The organism is Mycobacterium sp. IDR2000157661 (assembly GCF_022317005.1).
Taxonomy (GTDB): Bacteria; Actinomycetota; Actinomycetes; order Mycobacteriales; family Mycobacteriaceae; genus Mycobacterium.
The window spans coordinates 1,172,832-1,197,982 of sequence record NZ_CP081006.1; the positions used below are offsets into that span (position 1 = coordinate 1,172,832).

Annotated in this window: 26 protein-coding genes; 10 read left to right on the top strand and 16 right to left on the bottom strand. The window is 69.1% G+C overall.

Features of this window, described 5'->3' with window-relative positions:
• Nucleotides 1–5 precede the first annotated feature (5 nt).
• From K3G64_RS06660 to K3G64_RS06670, 3 genes are read right to left on the bottom strand one after another with little or no spacing between them, the layout of a single operon-like run.
• Nucleotides 6–467: an Rv0361 family membrane protein gene (locus tag K3G64_RS06660; protein ID WP_238889858.1), complete on the bottom strand. Its 462-nt coding sequence runs from the start codon at nucleotides 465–467 to the stop codon at nucleotides 6–8.
• Nucleotides 455–1,717, bottom strand: coding sequence for a formate-dependent phosphoribosylglycinamide formyltransferase (gene purT, locus K3G64_RS06665; RefSeq protein WP_370647113.1), 1,263 nt, complete (start codon nucleotides 1,715–1,717; stop codon nucleotides 455–457). The genes K3G64_RS06660 and purT overlap by 13 nt, the downstream gene beginning before the upstream one ends.
• Before the next feature lie 48 nt (nucleotides 1,718–1,765).
• A complete protein-coding gene (locus tag K3G64_RS06670; protein WP_238889859.1) occupies nucleotides 1,766–2,251 on the bottom strand; it encodes a MarR family winged helix-turn-helix transcriptional regulator in 486 nt (161 codons plus the stop codon).
• A gap of 63 nt (nucleotides 2,252–2,314) precedes the next feature.
• Here K3G64_RS06670 and K3G64_RS06675 point away from each other — a divergent pair, with 63 nt between their 5' ends.
• From K3G64_RS06675 to K3G64_RS06695, 5 genes are all read left to right on the top strand, one after another.
• Complete coding sequence (locus K3G64_RS06675; RefSeq protein WP_238889860.1) at nucleotides 2,315–4,468, top strand: MMPL family transporter; 2,154 nt, start codon at nucleotides 2,315–2,317, stop codon at nucleotides 4,466–4,468.
• On the top strand, nucleotides 4,410–5,006 hold the full coding sequence (locus K3G64_RS06680; protein WP_370647114.1) for an alpha/beta fold hydrolase: 597 nt from the start codon (nucleotides 4,410–4,412) through the stop codon (nucleotides 5,004–5,006). The genes K3G64_RS06675 and K3G64_RS06680 overlap by 59 nt, the downstream gene beginning before the upstream one ends.
• A complete protein-coding gene (locus tag K3G64_RS06685; protein ID WP_238889861.1) occupies nucleotides 5,003–6,235 on the top strand; it encodes a cytochrome P450 in 1,233 nt (410 codons plus the stop codon). Before K3G64_RS06680 ends, K3G64_RS06685 begins: the two co-directional genes overlap by 4 nt.
• A 7-nt stretch (nucleotides 6,236–6,242) precedes the next feature.
• Nucleotides 6,243–6,461, top strand: coding sequence for a ferredoxin (locus K3G64_RS06690; protein ID WP_238889862.1), 219 nt, complete (start codon nucleotides 6,243–6,245; stop codon nucleotides 6,459–6,461).
• A gap of 131 nt (nucleotides 6,462–6,592) precedes the next feature.
• Nucleotides 6,593–6,859, top strand: coding sequence for a hypothetical protein (locus K3G64_RS06695; protein WP_238889863.1), 267 nt, complete (start codon nucleotides 6,593–6,595; stop codon nucleotides 6,857–6,859).
• A 12-nt stretch (nucleotides 6,860–6,871) separates the two neighbouring features.
• Here K3G64_RS06695 and K3G64_RS06700 read toward each other — a convergent pair whose 3' ends face one another.
• The 3 genes from K3G64_RS06700 to K3G64_RS06710 are packed head-to-tail and all read right to left on the bottom strand — an operon-like array spanning nucleotide 6,872 to nucleotide 9,479.
• The gene (locus K3G64_RS06700) at nucleotides 6,872–7,528 is read right to left on the bottom strand and encodes a hypothetical protein (protein WP_370647115.1); all 657 of its coding nucleotides are present in this window, start codon (nucleotides 7,526–7,528) and stop codon (nucleotides 6,872–6,874) included.
• Nucleotides 7,525–8,187: a PaaI family thioesterase gene (locus tag K3G64_RS06705; RefSeq protein ID WP_370647116.1), complete on the bottom strand. Its 663-nt coding sequence runs from the start codon at nucleotides 8,185–8,187 to the stop codon at nucleotides 7,525–7,527. The genes K3G64_RS06700 and K3G64_RS06705 overlap by 4 nt, the downstream gene beginning before the upstream one ends.
• Entirely contained in the window at nucleotides 8,184–9,479 is a 1,296-nt protein-coding gene (locus K3G64_RS06710) for an adenylosuccinate synthase (protein ID WP_238889865.1), read from the bottom strand. The genes K3G64_RS06705 and K3G64_RS06710 overlap by 4 nt, the downstream gene beginning before the upstream one ends.
• Nucleotides 9,480–9,566: 87 nt before the next feature.
• Between K3G64_RS06710 and K3G64_RS06715 the strand changes: the two genes are divergently transcribed.
• From K3G64_RS06715 to K3G64_RS06725, 3 genes are read left to right on the top strand one after another with little or no spacing between them, the layout of a single operon-like run.
• Nucleotides 9,567–10,154 (top strand): peptidase M50, encoded by a 588-nt coding sequence (locus tag K3G64_RS06715; protein WP_238889866.1) that lies wholly within the window; start codon nucleotides 9,567–9,569, stop codon nucleotides 10,152–10,154.
• 38 nt (nucleotides 10,155–10,192) lie between these two features.
• Nucleotides 10,193–10,972: a site-2 protease family protein gene (locus K3G64_RS06720; protein WP_238889867.1), complete on the top strand. Its 780-nt coding sequence runs from the start codon at nucleotides 10,193–10,195 to the stop codon at nucleotides 10,970–10,972.
• A 41-nt stretch (nucleotides 10,973–11,013) separates the two neighbouring features.
• Complete coding sequence (locus tag K3G64_RS06725) at nucleotides 11,014–11,904, top strand: cation diffusion facilitator family transporter (protein ID WP_238889868.1); 891 nt, start codon at nucleotides 11,014–11,016, stop codon at nucleotides 11,902–11,904.
• On the opposite strand, the gene K3G64_RS06730 is transcribed toward K3G64_RS06725, so the two are convergent.
• Nucleotides 11,905–12,321 (bottom strand): DUF3151 domain-containing protein, encoded by a 417-nt coding sequence (locus K3G64_RS06730; RefSeq protein ID WP_238889869.1) that lies wholly within the window; start codon nucleotides 12,319–12,321, stop codon nucleotides 11,905–11,907. It lies immediately after the preceding gene.
• A 72-nt stretch (nucleotides 12,322–12,393) separates the two neighbouring features.
• Here K3G64_RS06730 and K3G64_RS06735 point away from each other — a divergent pair, with 72 nt between their 5' ends.
• The gene (locus K3G64_RS06735; protein ID WP_238889870.1) at nucleotides 12,394–13,251 is read left to right on the top strand and encodes an Rv0361 family membrane protein; all 858 of its coding nucleotides are present in this window, start codon (nucleotides 12,394–12,396) and stop codon (nucleotides 13,249–13,251) included.
• Here K3G64_RS06735 and fbaA read toward each other — a convergent pair whose 3' ends face one another.
• Both fbaA and K3G64_RS06745 read right to left on the bottom strand, forming a co-directional pair.
• Nucleotides 13,252–14,289, bottom strand: a complete 1,038-nt coding sequence (gene fbaA, locus K3G64_RS06740) for a class II fructose-bisphosphate aldolase (protein ID WP_238889871.1) — start codon at nucleotides 14,287–14,289, stop codon at nucleotides 13,252–13,254. It abuts the gene before it with no gap.
• A gap of 55 nt (nucleotides 14,290–14,344) precedes the next feature.
• On the bottom strand, nucleotides 14,345–15,358 hold the full coding sequence (locus K3G64_RS06745; protein WP_238889872.1) for an alcohol dehydrogenase catalytic domain-containing protein: 1,014 nt from the start codon (nucleotides 15,356–15,358) through the stop codon (nucleotides 14,345–14,347).
• A 94-nt stretch (nucleotides 15,359–15,452) separates the two neighbouring features.
• Between K3G64_RS06745 and K3G64_RS06750 the strand changes: the two genes are divergently transcribed.
• The gene (locus K3G64_RS06750) at nucleotides 15,453–16,166 is read left to right on the top strand and encodes a VTT domain-containing protein (protein ID WP_238950472.1); all 714 of its coding nucleotides are present in this window, start codon (nucleotides 15,453–15,455) and stop codon (nucleotides 16,164–16,166) included.
• Here the strand turns inward: K3G64_RS06750 and nhaA are convergent, their stop codons facing one another.
• The 7 genes from nhaA to clpB form a co-directional block, all read right to left on the bottom strand.
• Complete coding sequence (gene nhaA / locus K3G64_RS06755) at nucleotides 16,167–18,005, bottom strand: Na+/H+ antiporter NhaA (RefSeq protein WP_238889873.1); 1,839 nt, start codon at nucleotides 18,003–18,005, stop codon at nucleotides 16,167–16,169. It abuts the gene before it with no gap.
• On the bottom strand, nucleotides 18,002–19,111 hold the full coding sequence (locus K3G64_RS06760; RefSeq protein WP_238889875.1) for a glycoside hydrolase family 76 protein: 1,110 nt from the start codon (nucleotides 19,109–19,111) through the stop codon (nucleotides 18,002–18,004). Before K3G64_RS06760 ends, nhaA begins: the two co-directional genes overlap by 4 nt.
• Before the next feature lie 15 nt (nucleotides 19,112–19,126).
• A complete protein-coding gene (locus tag K3G64_RS06765) occupies nucleotides 19,127–19,768 on the bottom strand; it encodes a TrmH family RNA methyltransferase (RefSeq protein WP_238889877.1) in 642 nt (213 codons plus the stop codon).
• A complete protein-coding gene (locus tag K3G64_RS06770; RefSeq protein ID WP_238889879.1) occupies nucleotides 19,761–20,657 on the bottom strand; it encodes a hypothetical protein in 897 nt (298 codons plus the stop codon). Before K3G64_RS06770 ends, K3G64_RS06765 begins: the two co-directional genes overlap by 8 nt.
• A complete protein-coding gene (locus K3G64_RS06775) occupies nucleotides 20,658–21,446 on the bottom strand; it encodes an SDR family NAD(P)-dependent oxidoreductase (protein ID WP_238889881.1) in 789 nt (262 codons plus the stop codon).
• 14 nt (nucleotides 21,447–21,460) lie between these two features.
• On the bottom strand, nucleotides 21,461–22,306 hold the full coding sequence (ttfA, locus tag K3G64_RS06780) for a trehalose monomycolate transport factor TtfA (protein WP_238889883.1): 846 nt from the start codon (nucleotides 22,304–22,306) through the stop codon (nucleotides 21,461–21,463).
• A 72-nt stretch (nucleotides 22,307–22,378) separates the two neighbouring features.
• A complete protein-coding gene (gene clpB / locus K3G64_RS06785) occupies nucleotides 22,379–24,958 on the bottom strand; it encodes an ATP-dependent chaperone ClpB (protein ID WP_238889885.1) in 2,580 nt (859 codons plus the stop codon).
• Between the last annotated feature and the right edge of the window lie 193 nt (nucleotides 24,959–25,151).

Here is a 25,151-nt window from a genome sequence, read left to right on the forward strand (position 1 = left end):
CACAGCTACCTGGGCACCGGTGAACAGACCTTCCAGGCCCCGCCCTCGCGAACGAAGGCGACTTCGGCCTCTTTCTTGGTGTCGGGCGCGTTGTCGAAGTGATAGGTCACCGTGGCCGTGGCGCGGTCGCCGTCGATCTCGACCTCGGTGACGTCGTCGATGGTCCGCTCACCGTTTCTCTCGACCGAATCACGTTGCGCCCCAAGCACTTCGGCCTCACTGCCGTGCTGTGTGGCACAGGTGTAGGTGAGGAAGTCACCGTAGTCCTGCCGCTGCAGCGCGTCGTTCTGGCCGACGGCGGCGGTGGCGACCTGCTGATCCGGTGGCCGCTCCGAGTCACCGCCGAAGAGGTTGAGTAGACCGATCGCGACCACCACCAGGACGATGATCACCAGCGCGGCCAGGAACGGCGTCGCGGTGGGCCGGTCAGCAGGCGCCCCGGCATCCGGGTCGGTCACCGCGACCACAGCCTGCGCAGCGTCGCGGTCACCCGCCGGGCGCGGTCGCGGGCGACGATCGGGTCGGGGGCGGTGGCCAGTGCCAGCGCCAGGCGCCGCCGGTCGTCGGACTCGTCCGGACGGCCGAACAGTCGCACGTCGCTCTCGGCCACTGCGAGCGCATCGGCAAGCACCGCCTGCGGATCGGTGCCCTCCGCCGGCCTCGCATCCGCTCCGGCATAGGTGATCTCGGCAGCGGCCGGCGAGATCATGATGGTGTCGACCGGAAGCCCGAGGATCGCCCGGGCGTGCAACTCGAACTCCGATAGCCGCTGGGAGCGCAGGGTGACAAGGCCCGAGTCGTGGAGCCGTGGGCGCACGTTGTCGAAGTACACCTCGTCGCCCTTGACCAGCAGTTCGACGCCGAACACTCCGCGCCCGCCGAGCGAATTGACGATGCGCGCGCCGATCGACTTGGCCGCGTCCAGGGCCGCCGGGGAGATCCGCTGCGGTTGCCAGGACTCCAGCACGTCGGCGCCCGGCCGGTGGTGGCCGATCGGCTCGCAGAAGTGCACCGCCGGCCCCGTCGGGCCGATGGTCCGAATGGTGAGCAGCGTGATCTCGAAGTCGACCTCGACCACCGACTCGGCCATCACCCGGTTGTGCGAGATGTGGCCGGCCGCGACGGCACGGTGCCACGCGGGCTCGACGTCGGCGGGGCGCACCAGCACCGACTCCCCGTCTCCTGGCGCCGCTGCGATCGGCTTGACCACCAGCGGCAAGCCGGCATGCTGGGCCACCGAGGTCAACTCCTCGACCGAACCGGCGAACCAGAACGGAGCCGTTGGCAGCCCCAACTCGTCGGAGGCCAGCTTGCGCAGGCCCTCGCGGTCCAGCGACAGGCGGGTGCTCCGCGGCGTCGGGAACACCTCGACGGCGCCGCGCTCGGCGACGGCGATCAGCGCGTCGGCCGCGATCAACCCGGCCTCGGCCACCACGTAGCGCGGGTTCTCCCGCTCGATCAGCGCCGTCAGCGCCTCGGCGTCGTTCATGTGCACGACGACCGCGCGGTCTGCGACACCGTGCGCCGGGGCGTCGGCGTAGCGGTCGACGGCGACCACCTCGGCACCCAGCCGCTGGAAGGCCAGCGCCAGCTCGCGGCTCAGCTCGCCCGAGCCGAGCAGCATCACCGCGCGGGCGGCCGGTGACGCGGTGGGTTCAGGGGCTGTCGTCGGCTCGTCAGCGCCGGGTTGTGGTTCGTTGGCGGGGGAATCACTCATCGCGGGGTCCAGCCTGCCAGACGGCGGCCCGACCGGGCACCGGCGACGTCAATCGGCGGCAGGGCTGTCCTGCAGCCGGCTGCGGAAGCCGCGCATGGCCTCGATGAGCGCGCCGAACGCGCGGTGTGCGGCGACGAGGTCGGAGTCGGACAGCGGGGCCAGCGCGGCGCTGGTCTGCTCGCCCAGCGGCGTGAAGAACCCCCGTGCGACGGAGACTCCGTGCTCGGCCACCCGCAGGATCACCTTGCGCCGGTCCTTCGGATCGGACTCGCGCAGGAAGTGGCCGGACACGATCATCCGCTCGACGAGGTAGGTGATCGCCGCACCGGACATCCCCATCCGCTTGCGTAACTCCCCGGCGGTCAGCGGGCGACCTTCGGTCTCGGCGACCATGACGTAGAGCAGCGCGCGGAAATCGTTGGCCGCGACGTCGTGCCGGCTCGCGAACAAGCGGCCGATCTGGTCGGACTCGGCGTTCATCGCGCGCACGTCGGCGGCGATCTCGGCCTCCAACATCTCGCGGTCGGCAGGCATTCGACCAAGCATAGGACCTCCGGCGACTTGCTTAATTGTTAAGTATCTGAAATATTCGGGTCCATGTCTAGGCGGTTCTCCTGGATCCTCGCCCTGCTCATCGTCATCGCATCCGGCGCACTGATGGCACTCGTGGGCAGCGACGACTCGAGCGCCCGGTCGCCGGTTCCGGTGCCCGACAGTGCCGAGTCCGCGCGCGCCGACGCGCTGCGGGCCCAGTTCCCAGCCGGCGACCGAGTTCCGGCGATCGTCGTCATCACCCGCGACGACGGTGCGCCGTTGCGGCCGGCGGACATCGAGGCCGTCGAACAGAAGTGGCCGACGGCGCAGGTCTCCTCCGACGGTATGGCCGCCCTGGCGGTGGTGCCGTTGGACGCCGACCTGACCGGCTTCGCGCTCAACGACGCGATCAAGGAGGTGCGCGCCGACGCAGGCGACGGCCTGCCCCGCGATCTGCACACCCAGGTAACCGGCGGACCGGCGTTCGGAGCGGACATCGCCAACGCGTTCTCCGGAGCCAACGTCACGCTGCTGGCCGTCACCGCCGCCGTGGTGGCACTGCTGCTTATCGTGACCTACCGCTCCCCGGTGCTCTGGCTGGTGCCGCTCGCGGTGATCGGGTTCGCCGACCGGGTCGCCTCCGTGCTGGGCAGCGCGGTGGCCCAGGCGGTCGGCATGACCCCGGACGGATCGACATCGGGCATCACCAGCGTGCTGGTGTTCGGCGCCGGCACCAACTATGCGCTGCTGTTGATCTCGCGGTATCGGGAAGAACTGGGCCGCGACCGCGATGAGCGCTCGCGCGAAGAGCATGGGCATCGGCATGAGCGCTCGCGCGAAGAGCATGGGCATCGGCATGAGCGCTCGCGCGAAGAGCATTCGGTCGAGGATCACCGCGCGGCGCTGAGCATCGCGGTGCGGCAGGCCGGCCCGGCCATCATCGCCAGCAACGCGACCGTGGTGCTGGCCCTGCTGACGTTGCTGTTGGCGTCCTCGCCCAGTGTGCGCAGCCTCGGCGTGCAGGCGGCCGCCGGCCTGGTGGTGGCGGCGGTGTTCGTGCTGCTGGTGCTGCCGCCGCTGCTGGCCCTGTTCGGCAAGCGACTGTTCTGGCCGTTCATCCCGCGCGCAGGGGCGAAACCGCTGACCGAGGGTGGTGTGTGGCATCGCATCGCCGAGGCGGTGGCGCGCAGGCCCGCCCGCGTCGCAATGGTCGCCGTCGCGGCCCTCGCGCTGCTGTGCATCGGCGTGCTCACCACACCTGTCGGCCTGTCGCAGACCGAGCAGTTCCGGGTGGAGGCCGAGTCGGTCCGCGGCTACGAGACGCTCGCCGAGCACTTCCCCAGCGGGCTGACCGACCCGACCCGCGTCATCGCGGCGACCGACCGCGCGGACGCCATCGGGCGCGCCATCCTCGAGACGCCCGGAGTGGTGTCGGCGACGCCTGCGGGCCAGACCTCGACGGGCCTGACGCAGTGGTCGGTGATACTCGACGCCGAGCCCGCCTCGGAGCAGGCCTTCCAGACCATCGACGCGCTGCGCGGTTCGGTACAGGCCGTCGACGATGAGGCGCTGGTCGGCGGATCGGACGCCACCGCACGAGACGCCAGCGCCGCCGCTGCGCGTGACCGCGCCGTCGTGATCCCCGCGATCCTGCTCGTCGTGCTCGCGGTGCTGTACGTGCTGTTGCGTGCCGCGCTGGCACCGCTGATCCTGGTGGCGGCCACGGTGTTGAGTGCGCTGGCCGCACTCGGCCTCGGCGGGTGGGCCAGTGTGCACATCTTCGGCTTCCCCGCACTCGACAACACCGCTCCGCTGTTCGCGTTCCTGTTCCTGGTTGCGCTGGGCGTGGATTACACGATCTTCCTGGTCACCCGGGCCAGAGAGGAGACACCCGAGCACGGCACCCGCGACGGCATCGTGCGGGCCGTGTCGGCGACCGGCGCCGTCATCACCAGCGCGGGCATCGTGCTGGCGGCGGTGTTCTGTGTGCTCGGCGTGCTACCGCTGATCGTGCTGACCCAGGTCGGCATCATCGTGGGTCTGGGCATCCTGCTGGACACCTTCGTCGTGCGCACGGTGATCATTCCCGCGTTGTTCACCCTCATGGGGCCCCGCATCTGGTGGCCTGCGCTGCGTGACGGGGGCTACCGTGCAGACGGTGGAGGAACACACGGTCGACACCGCGCTGGGACGGCTACGGGTTCGCACCCGCGGTGACGGCGACCCGGTCATGTTCTGGCCGAGCCTGCTGATGACCGGCGACATGTGGCCGGTGCAGGTGCGCCGCTTCGGTGCCGACCAACGCGTGATCCTGGTCGACCCGCCGGGACATGGCGGCAGCGAAAAGCTCAGGGCGGCATTCACATTCGACCATTGCGCGCAGTGCATCGCAGACATCATCGATGCTCTGGGCATCGACCGGACCCACTTCGTGGGCAACTCCTGGGGCGGCATGATCGGCGGCACCTTCGCCGCCCTGCATCCCGAACGCATCGGCCGCGCCGTGCTGATGAACCGCACAGCGTCGCGGGCAGGCCTGCGACAGCGGGTGGAGTTCGGCCTGCTGCTGCGCATCGCGACGGTGATGGGCGGCGTGCGACCCCCGATGACTCGTGCGGTGCTCAAGGCGTTCCTTGGCCCGACCACGTTTCGCACCCGGCCCGAGGTCGTGCAGTTCGTCCGCGCCAGCGTGCAATCCACCGATGTGCGCTCGGCCCGGTGGGCGGTCCGGAGCGCGGGTAGCGTCGTGTCATGACTGAGGCTGATGCCGCGCTCCGCGACGGCGAGGCACCCCCGCTTCCGCCCCTGCACATGCGGCGGGACGCGTTCGACCCGGCCCCCGAGTTGAGCGAGATCCGCGAGACCACCGGGGTTCGCACGGTGGTCAACGCGTTCGGCATGACGGTGTATCTGGTGACCCGCCACGACGACGTCAAGGCGGTGCTGTCGGACTACGAGCGGTTCTCCAACGGCCGCCCGCCCGGTTTCGTGGTGCCCGGCGCGCCAACGCTTTCCGAGGAGGAGGTGGCCAGCGCCCGCGCGGGCAACCTGCTCGGCCTCGACCCGCCCGAGCACACACGACTGCGGCGCATGCTGACCCCGGAGTTCACCATCCGGCGCATGAAACGCCTCGAGCCGCGTATCGGCGAGATCGTCGGCGCCCAGCTCGATTCGATGCAGAAGGCCGGTGCCCCAGCTGATCTGGTCGAGCAGTTCGCGCTGCCGATCCCGTCGTTGGTGATCTGCGAACTGCTCGGTGTGCCCTACGACGACCGTGACGACTTCCAGCGCCGAAGCGCGCGCCAGCTGGACCTGTCACTGCCGTTCGAGGAGCGCATCGAGTTGCAGCGGGCGGGCCGCGCGTACATGCAGTCCCTCGTCGAACGCGCGCGGCGTCATCCCGGCGACGACATCCTCGGCATGCTGATCCGCGAGCACGGCGCCGAGCTCACCGACGACGAACTCGTGGGCGTCGCCTCGCTGCTGCTGCTCGCCGGTCACGAAACCACGTCGAACATGCTTGGCCTGGGCACGCTGGCGCTGCTCCGCCATCCCGATCAGCTCGCCGCGGTCCGCGACGATCCCGCCGCCGTCGGGCCCGCCGTCGAGGAGCTGCTGCGCTGGTTGTCCATCGTGCACACCGCGATACCCCGGATCACCACCACCGACGTCGAGATCGCCGGTGTGCCTATCCCCGCCGGTCAGTTGGTTTTCGCGTCGCTGCCCTCGGGGAACCGGGATCGCGGGTTCATCGACGCACCGGAGACACTCGACATCCGCCGCGGTGCACCCGGGCATCTGGCGTTCGGCCACGGTGTGCACCACTGCCTGGGCGCACCGCTGGCGCGGATGGAGATGCGGGTGGCCTTTCCCGCTCTGCTGCAACGCTTCCCGACACTTGCGCTGGCCGAGGACTTCGCCGACGTGCAGTTCCGGTCATTCCACTTCATCTACGGCCTGAAGTCATTGGAGGTGCGATGGTGATGGCCCAGTGAAGATCGCGGCCGATCGCGACGTGTGCATTCAGGCGGGCAACTGCGTGATGTCCGCCGGCGAGGTCTTCGACCAGGACGACGACGGCGTCGTGGTGTTGCTGATCGAGTCGCAGGGCGAAGCGGTCCAGACCGGCGAGGTGCCCGACGGCGACCTCGACCATGTCCGGGAAGCGGTGCGACTATGTCCCTCGCAGGCGCTGCGACTCACCGACTGAGCGGATCCGGTAGGAGCCGAAAGACACCGCGCGGACGAGACTTCCGTCCTCCCAGCCGGGGCACTCCGACTCCTGAGCGCAGCGGTGTCAGTCGAATAACGTCCCGTCACAGGAAGCGGGAGGAGCCGACCATGAGCGACAAGACGCTGGAAGTCATCACCTGGGATCCCGAGGAGCACGTCGACCTGCCCGGGTTCGCGCACGGGCTCACGCGCTACGGCGGCCACTGGTTCGACGTCGAGATCTCGGTGGTGCCGCAGGACGTCGATCCGCTCGAGGCACTCGACATGACGTTCGCCAAACTCAAGGAGATCGTCACGAACGAGAAGCCGACGATCACGCACTTCCACGTCGGGCTGCGGGTCGCGTCGGAAGACCCGGTGCCGCGGCCGCGCTGACCCGCGACCGGATCAGCGGTCGTCGCGGTCGAAGTCGATCACTCCGGCCCGACTCAGCAGCAGCACGCTGACCACCAGCACCCAGGCGGGGAACGCCAACACCAGCCACATGCTCAGGTCGCTGGCCAGCAGCAGCCCCACCGCCATGACGTAGGTGATGACGGCCAGCCAGCCCGGCATCAAGCGGGTGCGCAGCCAGATGGTCGCCAGCGAGATCATGAACACCGCCGCCATCCGCAAGGCATATGTCTTGGAGACGGTCAGCAGCACCTTCTGGCCGAACACCGCGAGCTCAGACTCCGCCCCCGCGCCGCTGCCCTCCAGGCCTGCCCCGACGCCGACGGCCAGGAACATCATCGCCAGAAACAGCAGGCCGCTGCCGATGAACACCGTCGAGAAGAACTTGTCCTCGTAGCGGCCGAGGCCGTCACGCACCACACCCATGAACCACAGGAACGCGATGCCGGCGAACGGCATCATGATCGCCGCGACCCGCAGGTTGGTGCTTCCGTCGCGCAGCCACTGCGAGCTGGGCGGGCCGTCCTCCGGTAACGCGAGCCGGATCAGCACCAGCGCGGCGCCGAACAGCAGCGCGAACAGCACACCGGCGAGCGCCGCAGCCCGCGGCGTGGTCAGGCGACGGGTGCGGCCCCGGTGGTCCGACGTCACGGCTGGCCCGGCAGCAGGCGGATCATCAACCCGTTGGCCTCGGCGAGCAGGTGGCCCCCGGGGTCGCGCATCTCGGCGTTGACGAACGACTTGCGCCCCTGGGCGGCGCGCACCCAGCCCCGCACCGTCAGCGGGGTGTCGATCGGGGTGACCCTGCGGTAGTCGACGTGCAGGAAAGCGGTGCGGCTGATCGGCCTGCCGGTGGCGTGGATGACCATGCCGAACACCGAGTCGAACATCAGCGGCAGCACGCCGCCGTGCACCGCGGAGTTGCCGCCGACGTGATAGCGGCTGAACGTCACGGTCAACTCGACGGCCTCGGCGTCGAACTTGTGCACCCGGTACGGCGGCATCAGCAGGCTGCCCGCGCCGGGCAGCGACGGCACGCGGTTGGCCGGACCGACGCCCTCGGCCGCCTCGAACGGGTCGAGCAGCTTCACCAGGGCCTCGACCTGGTCGGCCGCCTCGTCCCACGTGTGGCTGTCCGGGTCGGCGGACACCGCCAGGTCCTGCGCGCGGCGCATCGCAACGAGGAACCGCCCGAAGCCGGGTCCCGGTTCGGCCGCCTCGAAGGCCGGGAACCCTCCGTGTCTGTCGTAGTCCGGGTCGAGCAGGTGGGGATCGGCTGCGGTATCTCCGCTCCTCGCGTCGTCGCTCACGACGTCGCCAGGATGTCGCGGCGCACAATCGTCTGCTCGCGGCCCGGACCGACACCGATGCACGAGATATGCGCTCCGGCAAGCTCTTCGAGCCGAAGCACATAGTCGCGCGCCTTGGCGGGCAGGTCTTCGAAGGAACGGCACGAGCTGATGTCCTCCCACCAGCCGGGCAGTTCCTCGTACACCGGTTCGGCGTACCCGATCTGGGACTGGGTCATCGGCATGTCGTCGATGCGCTTGCCGTTGACGCGGTAGCCGACGCACACCGGCACGGTCTCCAGACTGGACAGCACGTCGAGCTTGGTCAGGAAGTAGTCGGTGATGCCGTTGACCCTGGTGGCATAGCGCGCGATGACCGCGTCGAACCAGCCGCAGCGGCGCCGCCTGCCCGTTGTGACGCCGAACTCGCCGCCGGTCTTGCTCAGGTACTCGCCGTTGGCGTCGAACAACTCGGTGGGGAACGGTCCCGACCCCACCCGGGTGGTGTAGGCCTTGAGGATGCCCAGCACCGTGGTGATGCGCGTCGGCCCGATACCCGAGCCGACCGCGGCACCGCCGGCCGTCGGATTCGACGACGTGACAAAGGGATACGTGCCGTGATCGACGTCGAGCAGGGTCCCCTGTGAGCCCTCCAGCAGCACCGTCTCGCCGTTGGCCAGCGCGTCGTTGAGCAGGAACCGGGCGTCGGCGATGCGGTGCTTGAATCCGTCGGCCTGGCTCAGCAGGTTGTCGACCACCTCGGCGGCGTCGAGCGCCTTGCGGTTGTAGATCTTGACCAGCACCTGGTTCTTGAAGTCCAATGCCGCCTCGATCTTTTCGGCGAGCAGCACCGGGTCGAGCACGTCGGCGACCCGAATCCCGATGCGGGCGATCTTGTCCTGGTAGCAGGGACCGATGCCGCGGCCGGTGGTGCCGATCTTCTTGCTGCCCGCATACCGCTCGACGACCTTGTCGATCGCAACGTGATAGGGCATCAGCAGATGCGCGTCGGCCGAGATCAACAGTCGTTCGGTGTCCACGCCACGGTCCTCGAGCCCGCGCAGCTCGGTGAGCAGCACCCCGGGGTCCACCACCACCCCGTTGCCGATGACGTTGGTGACGCCTGGCGTGAGGATCCCGGACGGGATCAGGTGCAGTGCGAAGTTCTCCCCCGTCGGCAGCACCACGGTGTGGCCGGCGTTGTTGCCGCCCTGGTACCGCACCACCCACTGGACGCGTCCACCGAGAAGGTCGGTGGCTTTTCCTTTGCCCTCGTCGCCCCATTGGGCGCCGATGAGCACGATTGCCGGCATGGCTCGGTCCTTAGCTCCCCGCTACTGTTGCACCAACACTGTGCAGCCGGTGAGCTACCTTATCCCAGCCCTATGCGAGGAGCAGGCATGAGCACCGCCGACGTCGTGGTGTTGCCGTTCGCCGGCCACCGGCCGCCACGTGCGCTGCGCGGGCTTCCCGTCGTCGACTCCCCCGACGCGCCGTGTCGACGGCTGGTCGTGGTGGGCTCCGACGCCGACCTGGCCACCGTGCTGACGAGGTTGATGCGCACCGACCGGCTCGACGTGGAAGTGGCGCACGTACGCCGCCGCTGGCACGCGAGATCAGCCCTGCGGGCGCCGGCGAACCGGGTGCCGCTGATCCGCGACGACACCGGCACCGTCATCACCGGCGCGGCCGAGTGGCGCGGCACCCCGGAGTCACCGGCGCTGCACGGCGAGGCCGTCGTCGACGACACCGTGCTGTTCGACGGCGACGTCACCGGCGTGCGGATCGAGCCGACGGCGGGCATGCCGGGGCTACGCGCCGCCGTGCTCGGCAGGCGGCCAAGGCGCTGGGTCACCGGCCGCGCCGCACAACTGGGCACCACCGGAGCCACGGTGGTGCGCGACGGGGTGGGCGCGCCGCGACAGGTCAGGCGCTCGACGTTCTATCGGCACACCGAGGGGTGGTTGCGGGTCGGTCGGCGGGCCTGAAGATCACCCGACCATCTCACAGCCGGTAGCGTCGACGCGTGAGTGTTCACCCGTTGCATCAGTCGGTGCGGCCGAGCCCGGTTTTCCTGGTCATCGTCGCCGTCACCGCCGCTGGTGGGGCGGTGGCCTGGCTGCATACCAGCGAGGGCGGCCCCTGGGCGTACGTCGGGGTGTTCACGTTCGTGATCGCGGGCTGGCTCGTGTCGCTGTGCGTACACGAGTTCGCCCACGCCTACAGCGCCTGGCGGTTCGGTGACCGCGATGTCGAGGTGCGCGGCTATCTGACGCTCAACCCGTTCAAGTACTCCAACCCGCTGCTGTCGATCGGGCTACCCGTGCTCGTCATCGCGATCGGCGGCATCGGCCTGCCGGGCGGTGCGGTCTACGTACGCACGGCCGCGATGACCAAGCGGCAGCGCAGCCTGGTCAGCCTGTCCGGACCGGCGGTCAACCTGGTGTTGGCCGGGCTGCTGTTGGTGCTGGTCAACCTGCTCTACGACCCGTCGCACAGCGTGTTCTGGGCCGGCGTGGCGTTTCTCGGTTTCCTCCAGGTGACGGCCTTCGTGCTCAACATGCTGCCGGTGCCGGGACTCGACGGATACGGCGCGCTCGAGCCGCACCTGAGCCCGCAGACCCAGCGCAGCCTCGCGCCGGTCAAGCCGTGGGGGCTGCTGGTGCTGCTGCTGTTGTTGTTCACACCGCAGCTCAATCAGTGGTTCTGGGGTGTGGTGCTGTGGTTCTTCGACTTCTCCGGCGTGCCTCGTTGGCTCGTCGGCACCGGCGCCGACCTGACCCGGTTCTGGTCCGCCTGGTTCTGAGCGTCTTGCGACATATGCGTGCTTCCGCATAGATTGCAGACATGGGTGCCGGCCACGACCACAGCAGCCCCGACACCCGCGTGAGCCGGATGGTGATCGCCGCCGCGATCCTCACCGGCTTCTTCGTCCTCGAACTGGTCACCGCGCTGCTGATCAACTCGATCGCCCTGCTCGCCGACGCCGGACACATGCTCACCGACCTGGTGGCCATGTTCATGGGCCTGACCGCGGTCCTGCTGGCCCGCCGCGGCAGCGCGTCGCCGGCCCGCACCTACGGCTGGCACCGCGCCGAGGTGTTCACCGCCGTCGCCAACGCCGTGCTTCTGCTGGGCGTCGCCGTGTTCATCCTCAGGGAGGCGTTCGAGCGGTTGGGCGACGCCCCGGAGGTCCCGGGGGTGCCGCTCATCGTGGTCGCCTTGGCCGGATTGCTGGCCAACGCCGTCGTCGTGCTGCTGCTGCGGTCGCACTCGCAGAGCAGCCTGGCCGTCAAGGGCGCCTACATGGAGGTGCTGGCCGACACCGTGGGCAGCATCGGCGTGCTGATCGCCGGCATCGTCACCGTCACGACCGGCTGGCCGTATGCCGACGTCGTGGTCGCGGTCCTGGTGGCACTGTGGGTGCTGCCGCGGGCGATCGCACTGGCCAGGGCGGCGCTGCGAATCCTGTCGGAGTCCTCGCCCGCCCACATCGACGTCGAGGAGTTGCGCACCGCGCTGTGTGCGGTGGACGGCGTGACCGAGGTGCACGACCTGCACGTCTGGACGCTGGTGCCCGGCAAGGACATGGTGACCGCGCATCTGACCAGCAGGCGCGAATCCGCCGAGGTACTCGACGACGCGCGTGCCGTGCTCTCCGCCCGCGGGCTGGACCACGCGACCGTTCAGGTGGAGCCGCCCGACGGCGCCGCCGACTGCAAGTGCGATGCCGAGTGACTACGGCAGGCCGAGTTCGGCGCGCGCGGTCGGGTCGCAGTCGTCGAGCAGGTCGAGGCAGCGCTGAGTCTCGTCGACCTCGCCGATCGCATCAGCCGCGCGGGCCAGCGCGGCCACGCAACGCAGGAACCCGCGGTTGGGTTCGTGGCTGAACGGCACCGGCCCGAAACCCTTCCAGCCGTTGCGACGCAACTGATCGAGCCCGCGGTGGTAGCCGGTGCGGGCATAGGCATACGCCGTGACGGCCCGGTCTTCGGCCAGCGCCTGCTCGGCGAGCTCGGCCCATGCCACCGACGCCGAGGGATGCGCGGCGGCCACGATGGCCGGTTTCTCGCCGGCGGCCAGCTCCGCCTCGGCAGCGGGGTCACCGGGCAGCAGTACCGGCTCCGGCCCGAGTAGGTCACCCATCCGTGTCATGCCCCCATTCTGCCCGTACGGGTCATGACTAAGCTTCCGCCCGTAGCGTCGTAAGGGAGGACCGCAGCAGGCATGTCGCACCCATCAGGGCCTGACCAGCCAGAAGACGTCTCGGACACCGAGGCTGCCGACGAGGCCGGTGGTTCCGAGGCCAGTGAGGCCGCGGCCTCGCCGACCTCGGAGCACGCCGACGCACCGCATGATCCCGACCCTGTCACCGAGGTCATCGAGCCGGACCCCGAGCACGAACCGGCCACCGAGATCATGGCGCCCGCGCCCAGGCCCACCCAGGACTCGGCGACCGAGGCACCGGCCGAGCGGCGGTTCACCGCGCCGTCGAACTTCGACGCGGGCACGACGCAGCGGATGGACACGCCCGCCGAGCCTGCCACCGAGGTGTTCACGACCTCGCCGGACTCCGGCCAGGCCAGAAGCGTCGCCCCGCAGATGATCCCGCCGCGGGGCGAAGCGCCCGGGCCGCCGCAGCAACGGCGCAGCTGGGGGTGGGTGGTGGCGCTGGTGCTGGTCATCGCCGCCCTGGTGGCGATCGCGGTGCTGGGCACCATCCTGCTGACACGCGACTCGGGTCCGAAGGTGTCGCAGGAGGACATGGTGCGCGCCACCATCGAGGAATTCGACGCCGCCATCCAAAGCGGTGACCTCGCCAGGCTGCGCAGCATCACCTGCGGCGCGACCCGGGACAGCTACGTGCGATACGACGACCGCACCTGGGCCGAGACCCATGACCGGGTGGCCGCGGCCAAGCAGTACCCGGTGGTAGCCAGCATCGACCAGGTGATCATCAACGGCGACCACGCCGAGGCCAACGTCACGAGCTTCATGGCGTATGCGCCGCAGACCCGGTCGACACGCAGCTTCGACCTGCAGTTCCGCGACGACAGTTGGAAGATCTGCCAGGCTCCGCAGTAGTCAGCCCGAGGACACGCTGCGGCCCGCACTGTGCAGGTCGCGGCACGCCTCGACGACGCGCTCGCTCATCGACGCCTCCGCCTTCTTCAGGTAGCTGCGCGGGTCGTAGGCCTTCTTGTCGCCGACCTCGCCGTCGACCTTGAGCACGCCCTCGTAGTTGGTGAACATATGCCCGGCGATCGGGCGGGTGAACGCGTACTGGGTATCGGTGTCGACGTTCATCTTCACCACGCCGTACCGCAACGAGTCTTCGATCTCGGACTTCAACGAGCCCGACCCGCCATGGAAGACGAAGTCGAAAGGCTGTGCGTCCGTCGGCAATCCGAGTTTGGCGGCAGCGACCTTCTGTCCCTCGGCGAGGATGTCGGGCCGCAGTTTGACGTTGCCCGGCTTGTACACCCCGTGCACGTTGCCGAATGTCGCGGCCAGCAGGTACCTGCCGTGCTCGCCGGCGCCGAGCGCCTCGACGGTCTTCTCGAAGTCCTCCGGCGTGGTGTAGAGCTTGTCGTTTATCTCGTGTGCCACGCCGTCCTCTTCACCGCCGACCACACCGATCTCTATCTCCAGCACTATCTTCGCGGCCGCCGCTTCCTTGAGCAGTTCGCGGGCGATGTCGAGGTTCTCGTCGAGCGGCACCGCCGACCCGTCCCACATGTGCGACTGGAACAGCGGGTGATCGCCGCCGGCGACACGCTGCTGCGAGATCGCCAGCAGCGGCCGGACATAGCCGTCCAGTTTGTCCTTGGGACAGTGGTCGGTGTGCAACGCGACGGTGATCGGGTATCTCTCGGCTATCACGTGCGCGAACTCGGCCAGCGCGACCGCGCCGGTCACCATGTCCTTGACTCCCAATCCGGAAGCGAATTCCGCTCCGCCCGTTGAGAATTGGATGATGCCGTCGCTACCGGCGTCGGCGAATCCCTTGATCGCCGCGTTGATGCTCTCCGACGACGTGCAGTTGATGGCCGGGAACGCGAACGAGTGCTGCTTGGCCCGGCTCAGCATCTCCGCGTACACCTCGGGCGTGGCGATCGGCATGAGCGGTCCTTCCCGCGACTGTGGTTTCGACGAGTATCGCAGCAATCGACCGTGTTCACATCGTCAGTACCATGCGGTAGCGCGCCCGGCCCTCCGCCATGGCCGCGTAGGCCTCGGCGAAATCGGCCAGTGGCATCTCCTCGACCCGGGCCCGCACTCCCGTCTGCAGCGCGAAGTGCATGGTCTCCTCGACATCGCGAGCGGTCCCCGACGGATGCCCGCTGATGCTGCGGCCGGCCAGGATCAGATCCACGGGGCTGATGGGCAGCGGGTCGGCGCTGACCCCGACGATCACGAGCTCGCCCTCCGGACCGAGGCCGCCGACGGTGTCGGCCATCGCCTGCGAGTTCGCCGCCGTCGCGAGCACCGCTGCCGCACCGCCGAGGCCCTGCAGTGCGGCCGCAACGTCCTCGGCGCGCGAGTCGATGTAATGGTGCGCTCCCAGGGCGCGGGCGTCGTCGGCCTTGTCGGCGCCGCGGGCGATCGCGACCGTTTCGAATCCCATCGCCGGGGCCCACTGCACACCGAGGTTTCCGAGGCCGCCGATTCCCAGGACGGCGACCAGGTCACCGGCCACGGCCCTGGTCCTGCGCAGCGCATTGAACGTCGTGACGCCTGCGCAACCCATGGGCGCGGCCTCGGTGAACGACAACCCGTCAGGAATGCGGGCCAACGCGGTCGCCGGGGCGGTGGCGGACTCGGCGTACCCACCCGGATAGGCCAAGCTCGGCACCTGGAACTCGACGCACTGCATGAACTTGCCCTTGCGGCACGGCACGCAGCGATTGCAGATGCCGCCGAACCACCCGACCGCCACGCGGTCGCCGACCGAGAAGCCTTCGACACCCGCGCCGACCTCGTCGACGGTGCCCGCGATCTCGTGCCCGGGTGTCACGGGCCACGTCATGCCCGGAAAGCCACCGTTGACGACACCGTGATCGGTCCCGCACACACCACAGGCCACGACCTTGATCCGGACATGACCGGCGGGCGGAGGGACGGTCTCGACGTCGGTGAGCGCGAGCGGGGCGCCTGCGGATTCGACCAGAACGGCCTTGTGAGTGGGCATTCTGTGAGGGTATCGGCGTCGGCGCGCGACCGCCTCACGTCGACGTTTCCGGTTTCGATGGAGCCGACCGGTATCTTTGGGCGTTGTGACGACCATGTCCTTGGCCGCAACCGATCAGCTTGCGCTGATGCCCGACTTCCTCGACCCGATGGTCCTGCTCGGATACTTCGGCGCCTGGGCGCTGGTGGGCCTGCTGGTGGTCGTCTTCGTCGAGTCGGGCGTCCTGTTCCCGGTGCTGCCCGGCGACTCCCTTCTGTTCGTCGCGGGCATGCTGGCCGCGGGGACGGCGGCGCTGGCCGAAGGCGGCGGCGAGGTCATCAACTTCCAGCTTTGGCAACTGCTGGTCTTCATCCCGATCGCCGCGATCCTGGGCGGTCAGGTGGGGTATTGGATCGGTCGCAACCTCGGCACCGCGATGTTCAAGCCCAATGCCCGCATCCTGAAGCAGAAGTATCTCGACGAGGCGCACCTGTTCTTCGAGCAGCGTGGCCCGTTCGCGATCGTCATCGCCCGGTTCGTGCCGATCGTGCGTACGCTGGCGCCGCTCACCGCAGGCGCCGCCCGCATGACCTACCCCGTGTTCGCGTTGTTCAACATCATCGGCGCCGTGGTCTGGGGCGTCGGGCTGGTGCTGCTCGGCTACTGGCTCGGCCGCTTCGAGATGGTGCAGAGGCTGCTCGAGCCCATTGTCATCGGAATCGTGGTGCTCTCGGTGCTGCCGATGCTCATCGAGTGGTACAAGCGGCGCCGGGCGGCCCGGCGCGCAGGCATTCCGGCGCCGCCGATCGACGCGGGCGAGCAGGCCTAGTCAGGCCTCCAGCGCCCGAATCAGGCTGGCGGCGTCCCACGGTCCCTTGTGCCGCTTGCCGTTGACGAAGAACGTCGGCGTCGAGTTCAGATCCATCAGCTCGGCGTCCTGGGCGTCGTCCTGCACGCGGTGCAGCCCATCGGAGGCGTGCACCCGCACATCCTGGTCGAACCGCTCGATGTCGACGCCTGCCGCCACCGCATAGCGGTACATGTCGGACCACTCCAGGTCATCCTGGTGGCTGAACAGCTGGCGGGCCATCTCCCAGAACCTGCCCTGGGCCGCGGCCCCCTCGCTGGCGCGTGCGGCGTCGAACGCACGGGGATGCGCCCGCTCCAGCGGCAGGTGCCGCCACACGTAGCGCAGCCGCCCGCCGAAGTGTTCACGCACCTCGTCGATCGCGCCGGTGGCCCGGCTGCAGAACGGGCATTCGAAGTCGCCGTACTCGACCAGTGTCAGCGGGGCGTCGGGGTCGCCCCTGATGTGATCGCGGTCCGGGTCGACCGGCCGGAGAAGCTTCAGGCCGACCGGGTCCGGCGGGCTGAGCCAATCGGTGATTCGGAAGATCGCCCAGCCGGCGAAGAAGGCGACCACCGACGCGATGAGCACGCCGATGATCGCCTGTTCCCTGCGCACGGGGTCGTCGACCGCAATGTCGACGATGAACAGCGAGATGGTGAAGCCGATCCCGGACAGTGCCGCACCGCCTGCGACCCGCCGCAACGTCAGTCCGGGCGCCAGCATGCCCAGGCCGGTCCGTCGCATCAGCCAGGTCGCGGCGGTGATCCCGGTGAACTTGCCGATCACCAGGCCGGCGACGATGCCCCACGTCAGAGGTGAGCGCAGCGCAGCACCGACGATCTGGGCGTCGAGCGTCACACCGGCGTTGACCAGGGCGAACAGCGGCAGGACGACGAACGACACGTACGGGCCGACGTCGGTCTGCAGCCGCTCGTTGATGGAGATGGAGTCGCGCAGGCCGCGGGTCACCTCGCGGGCGTAGCGCGAGTTCGGCGATTGCCGGAAAGCTTGGATGCGCGTGACGACCTCTTCGACCGGTTGTCGTTCGGGGGAGAACACCGGGATCAGCAGGGCGACGGCGACACCGGCCAGCGTCGGGTGAACGCCTGCCATGAACAGCGCCACCCACAGCGCGACACCGAGCGCCGCGTAGGCGGGTCCGCGAGCCGCGGGCAGGAACCGCACCAGGGCGATTGCACCGATGAGCAGCGCCGAAACCACAAGCGGCGCAACGTCGATGCGGTCGGAGTAGAAGACGGCGATGACGAGAAGCGCGCTGACGTCGTCGACCACGGCCAGGGTCAACAGGAAGATGCGCACCCGGGCCGGGAACTTGGGCCTGATGATCGCCAACGCGCCGATCAGGAACGCGGTATCGGTGCTGATCACCACGCCCCACGCTTCGGCGTTCTCGCCCGACGGGTTCAGCAGCAGAAAGACCGCGGCGGGCACCACCAACCCGGCGAGCGCGGCCACCACGGGCACCGACGCCCTCGCCCGGTCGGTGAGCTCGCCGATGGCGAACTCACGGGTGACCTCCAGGCCGACGATGAAGAAGAAGAACGTCATCAGCCCGTCGTTGACGAGATGCTTGACCGTCAACTCGAAGCGGTGTTCGGCGAAGGTGAAGCCGACGTGGGTGTCCAACAGCGTCCAATAGCTCTCGGCCCACGGTGAATTCGCCCACAGCAGCGCGACGACCGTGGCCGCCAGCAGCAGCGCGGCCGCGCTGTTCTCCCCGGTTCTGGCCGCCTTGGCGTCGCGGCTGAAGCGTGCGGGCACCAGGCGGGTGATCCGCGGTGTCGACGACGTGCTCACCGTTGGTCGGCGCTACTGACGCTATGCGCTGCTTCCATCAGCATCCATCCCGACAGCTGCACCGACAGATCCCGCTCGGGCACCTCGGAGGTGTTGACGGCGCCGTCGACGGATTCGGCTTGCACGCCTGCGGCGGTCGGGATCTCGGCGGTGCGATCCCAGAACGCGCCGAACAGCGGCAATCCGTCGACGGTCTGACGGTTGTCCCAAGCGGCCTGCGCCGACGACAGCACCAGCGAGCGGGCGATGTCGCGAGCCTCGGCGTCGTCGGGGCCATGCTGGGGCAGCGTGGTCGCAACGAGGGCGAGGTAGCGCGCCAGGATGCCGTTGAACAGCCCACCGTCACCGCCGCCGGCACCCCTGATGACACCGTCGGGCGCCATGTGTGCGGCCACCGCGGCGACGAGGCGGTGCACACGCGGCGCGTGGTCGTCGTCGTCGGTGCGGGCGGCGAGTTCGGTTTCCAGGCCCAGCACCACGCCCTGGCAGTAGGTGTACTGCGCGCGCACCAGCGAGCCGCCCCTGATCCCGTCGAACACCAGATGGGTGTCGGGGTCGACGAGCGTCTCGTCGATCCAGTCCGACATCTGCTGGGCCCGGCGCAGCCGGTCGAAGCGGGCCAGGAAGATCGCGGCCGGGCCGTTGGCCGGTGCGTTGAAGAACTGGTCCTGTTTGCGCCACGGGATGCCGCCGCCGTCCTCGGGCACCCAGGCCTTGAGCAACTGCTCGGACAGCTTGTCCATCGCTTTGGGCTTGTCGACGCCTGCGAGCCTGTTCGCGCGCTCGAGCGCGAGCGCCAGCCAGGCCATGTCGTCGTAGTAGTCGTTGACCCAGGACAGGTTGTTGCGCAGCCGATGTGCCCGGATCTGACGGGCGATGCGCTGCAGGCGCTCGGGTTGCGGGTCGCGGACGTGCGCGTCGACGAGGTTGTCGAGCAGGTGAGCTTGCCACCAGTAGTGCCAGGTGCCGAACATTCGGTGCGTGCGTGCCGCCGGCCACGCCACGACACCGAGCTGCGTGCCGGGCAGTCCCCACAGGCGTTTCAGATGGCGCGCCGTGACCGCGGCTTCTGCCGTGCCCGCCCGGTTGGCCCAGAGCTGATCCATGCTGTCGATCCTGCCCTACCAGGCGAGGTCGAGGTCGGCGTGTTGGGTGATCCACACGTGCATCGCGATGCCCGCTGCGACGCCGGCATTGATGCTGCGGGTGGAGCCGAATTGCGCGATCGACACGGTCAGTGCCGCACCGGTCCTGGCGGCCTCGGTGATGCCCGGACCCTCCTGTCCGAAGACCATCAGGCAGCGCTCGGGCAGCTCGGCGTGTTCGAGGCGTGCCGCACCGGGCAGGTTGTCGACGGCCACGACGGTCAACCCTGCTGCGACCGCGAAGCCGAGCAGGTCTTCGGTGTTGTCGTGGTGGCGCAGCCGCTGATAGCGGTCGGTGACCATGGCGCCGCGACGGTTCCAGCGCCGCCTGCCCACAATGTGCACGGTGTCGACGGCGAACGCGTTGGCCGTGCGCACCACTGCGCCGATGTTGGCGTCGTTGCCGAAGTTCTCGATCGCGACGTGCAGCGGGTGTCTGCGCCGGTCGATGTCGGCGACGATCGCCTCTCGGGTCCAATAGCGGTACGGGTCAACGACATTGCGGGTATCACCGGTCCGCAGCAGCTCGGGGTCGTAGCGGGGGTCGTCGGGCGGCGGGCCGGCCCATGGTCCGACCCCGGGGCTCTCGCCCCATTCGGTCGGTCCCGCATCACTCATCCTGCGTCCACAGGCCGGCATGCGTGCCTGCCACCGTGACGGTGGGGTACAGCAGCGCAGCGTTGATCTCACCCTGGGTGCACAGCGAAACACGAAGCTGCACGGAGTCGCGGGAGCTGTCGGGCAGCACCAGCACCGACGAGCCGTAGACATCGCAGGCGTGGCTGAGTCCCGGCGCAGGCAACGTCGGCGTCACGATCACCATGGCCGGGCCGCCGCGCTGCTCCGCGACATCGCGGTATTGCGTTGCCAGGCCGTCGATCTGCAGACCCAGCAGCATGTAGCCCTGGCCGGTGAACGCGCCGGGATCGCCGAGCGCGGCCGGGTCGAGCATGGCGCCGTTCCCGCGGAACGCGTCGACACTGGTCGTCTGCAACGTCAGCCCGGTGTCGTTGTCCTTGGTCTGCGGCAGCCCGACCGGGAACGCCGCGGGGTACGCCGTCGTGGTGGCCGGGATCCGGTCCTTCGGGGAGTACACGTACACCCCCCGCACCGGCGCCTGGTCCCGTTGCGGGCCGATGCACACGGTTCCGGCGAGCCGTTCCCCCTGCACCGACAAGGGTTGCAGCTCGAGGTCGGTCAGGTCGCCGCAGCTGCCGATCGCCTTGGCCTCGATCGGGTGCGACAGGGTGCCGTAGAGACCGAAGCGGATGTCGTTCGGGTCGACGCGGGGCGCGTCGGGATCGGAGGGGGAGGCGTCGACGTCGAACAGGACGTACTCGCCGTCGAATCGCATGTCGGTCACCGACATGTTCCAGCCGAGCACGGCCAGCGACTCACCGATCGTCGCCGTCTGCGCCCCGTAGTGCGACGCCGAACCGTCGTCACCGCTGCAGCCCGAAGCCGCGACGAGGAGCGCCGCCGCGAGCGCCGAGGCCAGTGCACGCACCTAGGTTCTGCCCCGACCCTTGCCGACCACTTTCGTCACGGCGCGCACCAGGCCCCGCGGCACCACGCGACCGCCCGTGGTCAGCGCCTTGTACTGCAGGCCCGGCACGATCACCACTCCGCCTTTTCTGCGGCCGTTCCCGACGTGCGCCATGGTGTCGCGCACCACGTCGTCGACCTCGAGGTAGAGCCACGACGGTGTGCCCGACATGTCGATGCCTGCGCGTTCGTGGAACTCGGTGCGCACGAACCCCGGGCACACTGCGTACACGCCGACACCGGTGCCGCCGAGCCCGTTTGCCAGTCCCTCGGAGAAGGCGATCACCCACGCCTTGGAGGCCGAGTATGTCGACCCACGTCCCGGCAGCAGCCCCGCGACACTGGCCACGTTGATCACCGTGCCCTCTGCGGCAGCCAGCATCGCGGGCAGCGCGGCGTGCGTCAGCTGCATGACCGCGGTGACGTTGACATCCAGCTGGGACTGCAGCAGCGAGTAGTCGGCCGTCCAGAATTCACCCGACGTGCCGAACCCGGCGTTGTTGACCAGCACCCGCACGCCCTGGGCGAGCCGGTCGGCCACCTTCGCGCGGTCGTCGGCCTGCGCCAGATCCGCTGTCAGCACCTCGACCTTCGCACCCGCCTCGTCGTGCAGCTCGGCGGCCAGGCGCTCCAGCCTGCCCACGTCACGGGCGACGAGCACCAGGTCGTAGCCGTCGATCGCGAACCTGCGGGCGAAGCCCGCGCCGATGCCGGAGGTCGGACCAGTGATCAGTGCGACAGGGCGAGACATGCGTACGAGCGTACTTACCGCTGATAGTGCGGCGACTGTCTCCCGTTTCGGGCAGGCGGGGGCGGGGCTCGCCGGACACCCTCGGAACGAGCGGGTGGCTGCTGGCCGAAGCGACCGGCCTCGGGGCGCGGCGGCGCATCGGCGCGGCCGGACGGCTGCTCGGAACGACCGGGACCGGGGGTCAGCGGCCGACTCGGCGAACCGCTGCGCCGCGACAACGCCGACTGACCGCTCTGGCCGGCCATCGCCTGCGGTGTCGGCGGCAGCACCCGCAGCAGGTCGTTGAACTGGCGTACGGTGCGCAGGCCCTCGTCCCACTGCGCCCTGGTGCTGGTGACGGGCATGGAGACCAGCGTCCAGTGCTCCTCGTTCCACATGATCTCGGCGCAGTCCGGCGCGGTGTGCGCGAACGTCACCATGCGCCGGTCGCAGGCGCGGCGGGCGGCGTCGAGGTTGGTGGAGTAGACCATGCGCGGACCGATCGCGCCGAGCAGCCAGATGTCGCTTTCCCGCGGCTCTTTGATGCCCTTGAGCCGCAGGTCCACGACGACGTTGGTGCCGACCTTGCGGTGCAGCGCGATGACCGTCGCGACGTCATCGAGGTCGAAGATGAACACCGCCTCGCCGCGGATCTGGCCGAGCACGACGTTGCGGGCCGTCACGTCACCGACGGTCGACATCACGCCGCGCTTCCAGCGCTTGAGGATGTCGTGCGACTCGTTCTCGTAGTCGAAGCCGTGCGACTTCGCCCAGGACTTCCGCCGCCTGCCCAGCCCACGCCGACGGTCGATGTCGACGTACAGCAGCACGGCCGCACCCACGAAACAGAGCGCGGACAGCGTGAACCAAAGCGGAACCATTGCGCCTAGCTTACGTGCCCGGGCCTCGTTATCCCGAACTCAAGTTGGTCACAACCCCGTCTCCCGGGCGAATCAGCCCAGGACCAGCGACTCGCCGTCGGGGCTGACGTTGACCGGCACGACGTCGCCGTCGTGCACCTCGCCGGCCAGCAGCATCTTGGCGAGCTGGTCGCCGATGGCCTGCTGGATGAGCCGGCGCAGCGGGCGGGCGCCGTACATCGGGTCGAAACCGCGCTGGGCCAGCCACTGCTTGGCGGGCAGCGACACCTCCAGGGTGAGCCTGCGCTGCTCGAGCCGCTTGGCCAGCTGCTGCAGCTGGATGTCGACGATCGACACCAGCTCCCCGGGCTCGAGCCCGTGGAAGATGATCACGTCGTCGAGCCGGTTGATGAACTCCGGCTTGAACGCCGAGCGCACCGCGGCCATCACCTGCTCCTCGGTGCCGCCCGAACCCAGGTTGGACGTCAGCACCAGGATGGTGTTGCGGAAGTCGACGGTGCGGCCCTGGCCGTCGGTCAGCCGGCCCTCGTCGAGCACCTGCAGCAGCACGTCGAACACGTCCGGGTGGGCCTTCTCGATCTCGTCGAACAGGATCACCGTGTAGGGCCGCCGACGCACCGCCTCGGTCAGCTGGCCGCCCTGGTCGTAACCGACATAGCCGGGAGGCGCGCCGACCAGGCGGGCCACCGAGTGCTTCTCGCCGTACTCGCTCATGTCGATGCGGACCATGGCGCGCTCGTCGTCGAAGAGAAACTCCGCCAACGCCTTCGCCAGCTCGGTCTTGCCGACGCCGGTCGGGCCGAGGAACATGAACGACCCCGTCGGCCGGTTCGGGTCGGCGACGCCGGCACGGCTGCGGCGCACGGCATCCGAGACGGCGACGACGGCCTTGCGTTGCCCGACGACGCGCTTGCCCAGCTCGTCTTCCATGCGCAGCAGCTTGGCGGTCTCGCCTTCGAGCATCCGGCCCGCCGGGATCCCGGTCCACGCCGACACCACGTCGGCGATGTCGTCGGGCCCGACCTCCTCCTTGAGCATCACGTCGTCGCGGGCTTCAGCCTGCGGCACCGCGGCGTCGAGCTTCTTCTCGAGTTCGGGGATGCGGCCGTAGCGCAGTTCGGCGGCCTTGCCCAGGTCACCGTCGCGTTCGGCCCGGTCGGCCTCGCCGCGCAAGGTGTCGAGCTGCTCCTTGAGCTCGCGGACCACGTCGATCGCGCTCTTCTCGTTCTGCCAGCGGGTGGTCAGCTCGGCCAGCTGTTCCTTCTTGTCGGCCAACTCGGCGCGCAGCTTCTCCAGCCGCTCCTTCGACGCCTCGTCCTCTTCTTTGGTCAGCGCCATCTCCTCGATCTCGAGGCGCCGCACGACACGCTCGACCTCGTCGATCTCGACGGGCCGCGAGTCGATCTCCATGCGCAGGCGCGAGGCGGCCTCGTCGACCAGGTCGATGGCCTTGTCGGGCAGGAAGCGCGACGTGATGTAGCGGTCCGACAGCGTGGCCGCGGCGACAAGCGCGGAGTCGGTGATGCGCACGCCGTGGTGGACCTCGTAACGGTCCTTGAGGCCGCGCAGGATGCCGACGGTGTCCTCGACCGAAGGCTCCCCGACGAACACCTGCTGGAAGCGGCGCTCCAGCGCGGCGTCCTTCTCGATGTACTTGCGGTACTCGTCGAGCGTCGTGGCGCCGACCAACCGCAGCTCGCCGCGCGCCAGCATCGGCTTGATCATGTTGCCCGCGTCCATCGACGACTCGCCCGTCGCGCCGGCGCCGACGATGGTGTGCAGCTCGTCGATGAACGTGATGATCTGGCCCGCGGAGTTCTTGATGTCGTCGAGGACGGCCTTTAGGCGTTCCTCGAACTCGCCGCGGTACTTGCTGCCCGCGACCATCGAACCGAGGTCCAGCGAGATGACGGTCTTGTCGCGCAGGCTCTCCGGCACGTCGCCTGCGATGATGCGCTGGGCCAGACCCTCGACGATCGCGGTCTTGCCGACACCGGGCTCGCCGATCAGCACCGGGTTGTTCTTGGTGCGACGGCTCAGCACCTGCACGACGCGGCGGATCTCGTTGTCGCGGCCGATGACCGGGTCGAGCTTGCCCTCCTTCGCGCGGGCGGTCAGGTCGGTGGAATACTTCTCCAGAGCCTGATAGCTCCCCTCGGGGTCGGGGCTGGTCACCCTGGCACTGCCGCGCACATTGGCGAACGCCTCGCGCAACGCCTGCGGAGACGCGCCGTGACCGGTCAGCAATTTGGCGACGTCGGTGTCACCGGCGGGAGTGGAGCTTGCGGAACGACCCATACCTCCGGCGAGGCCGACCAGCAGGTGCTCGGTCGAGACGTACTCGTCGTCCATCTCGGTGGCCAAGTGCTGGGCAGCAGTGATCGCGGCCAGCGATTCGCGCGACAACTGCGGCTGCGCGCTGGCGCCGCTGGCGCTGGGCAGCCGGTCGAGGAGACGCTGGGTCTCGGTGCGAACGGTCGCGGGTTCGACGCCGACGGCCTCCAGCAGGGGTGCTGCAATGCCATCGTTCTGGGTCAGCAGTGCCATCAGCAGGTGGGCGGGCGTGATCTGCGGATTGCCTGCTGACGTGGCCGCCTGCAGCGCCGAGGTCAGCGCCGCCTGGGTCTTGGTCGTCGGATTGAACGAGTCCACGACACCTCACTTTCCTAGGGCCCGTGTGCTACGGGAAAATGCTTCTCGGGTTGTTCAACGTCGTCAATGTTGAGTCTGTTCCGCTCAAGTTTAACTTTTTTTCCACCCGGCGCCATAGGGCAGGTCAGCCCCGCGGGAGGGCCGAAGGTCCCTTGTCGGCGCGTCGGAAGGGTGATCGCGAGTTCGTGCCCCA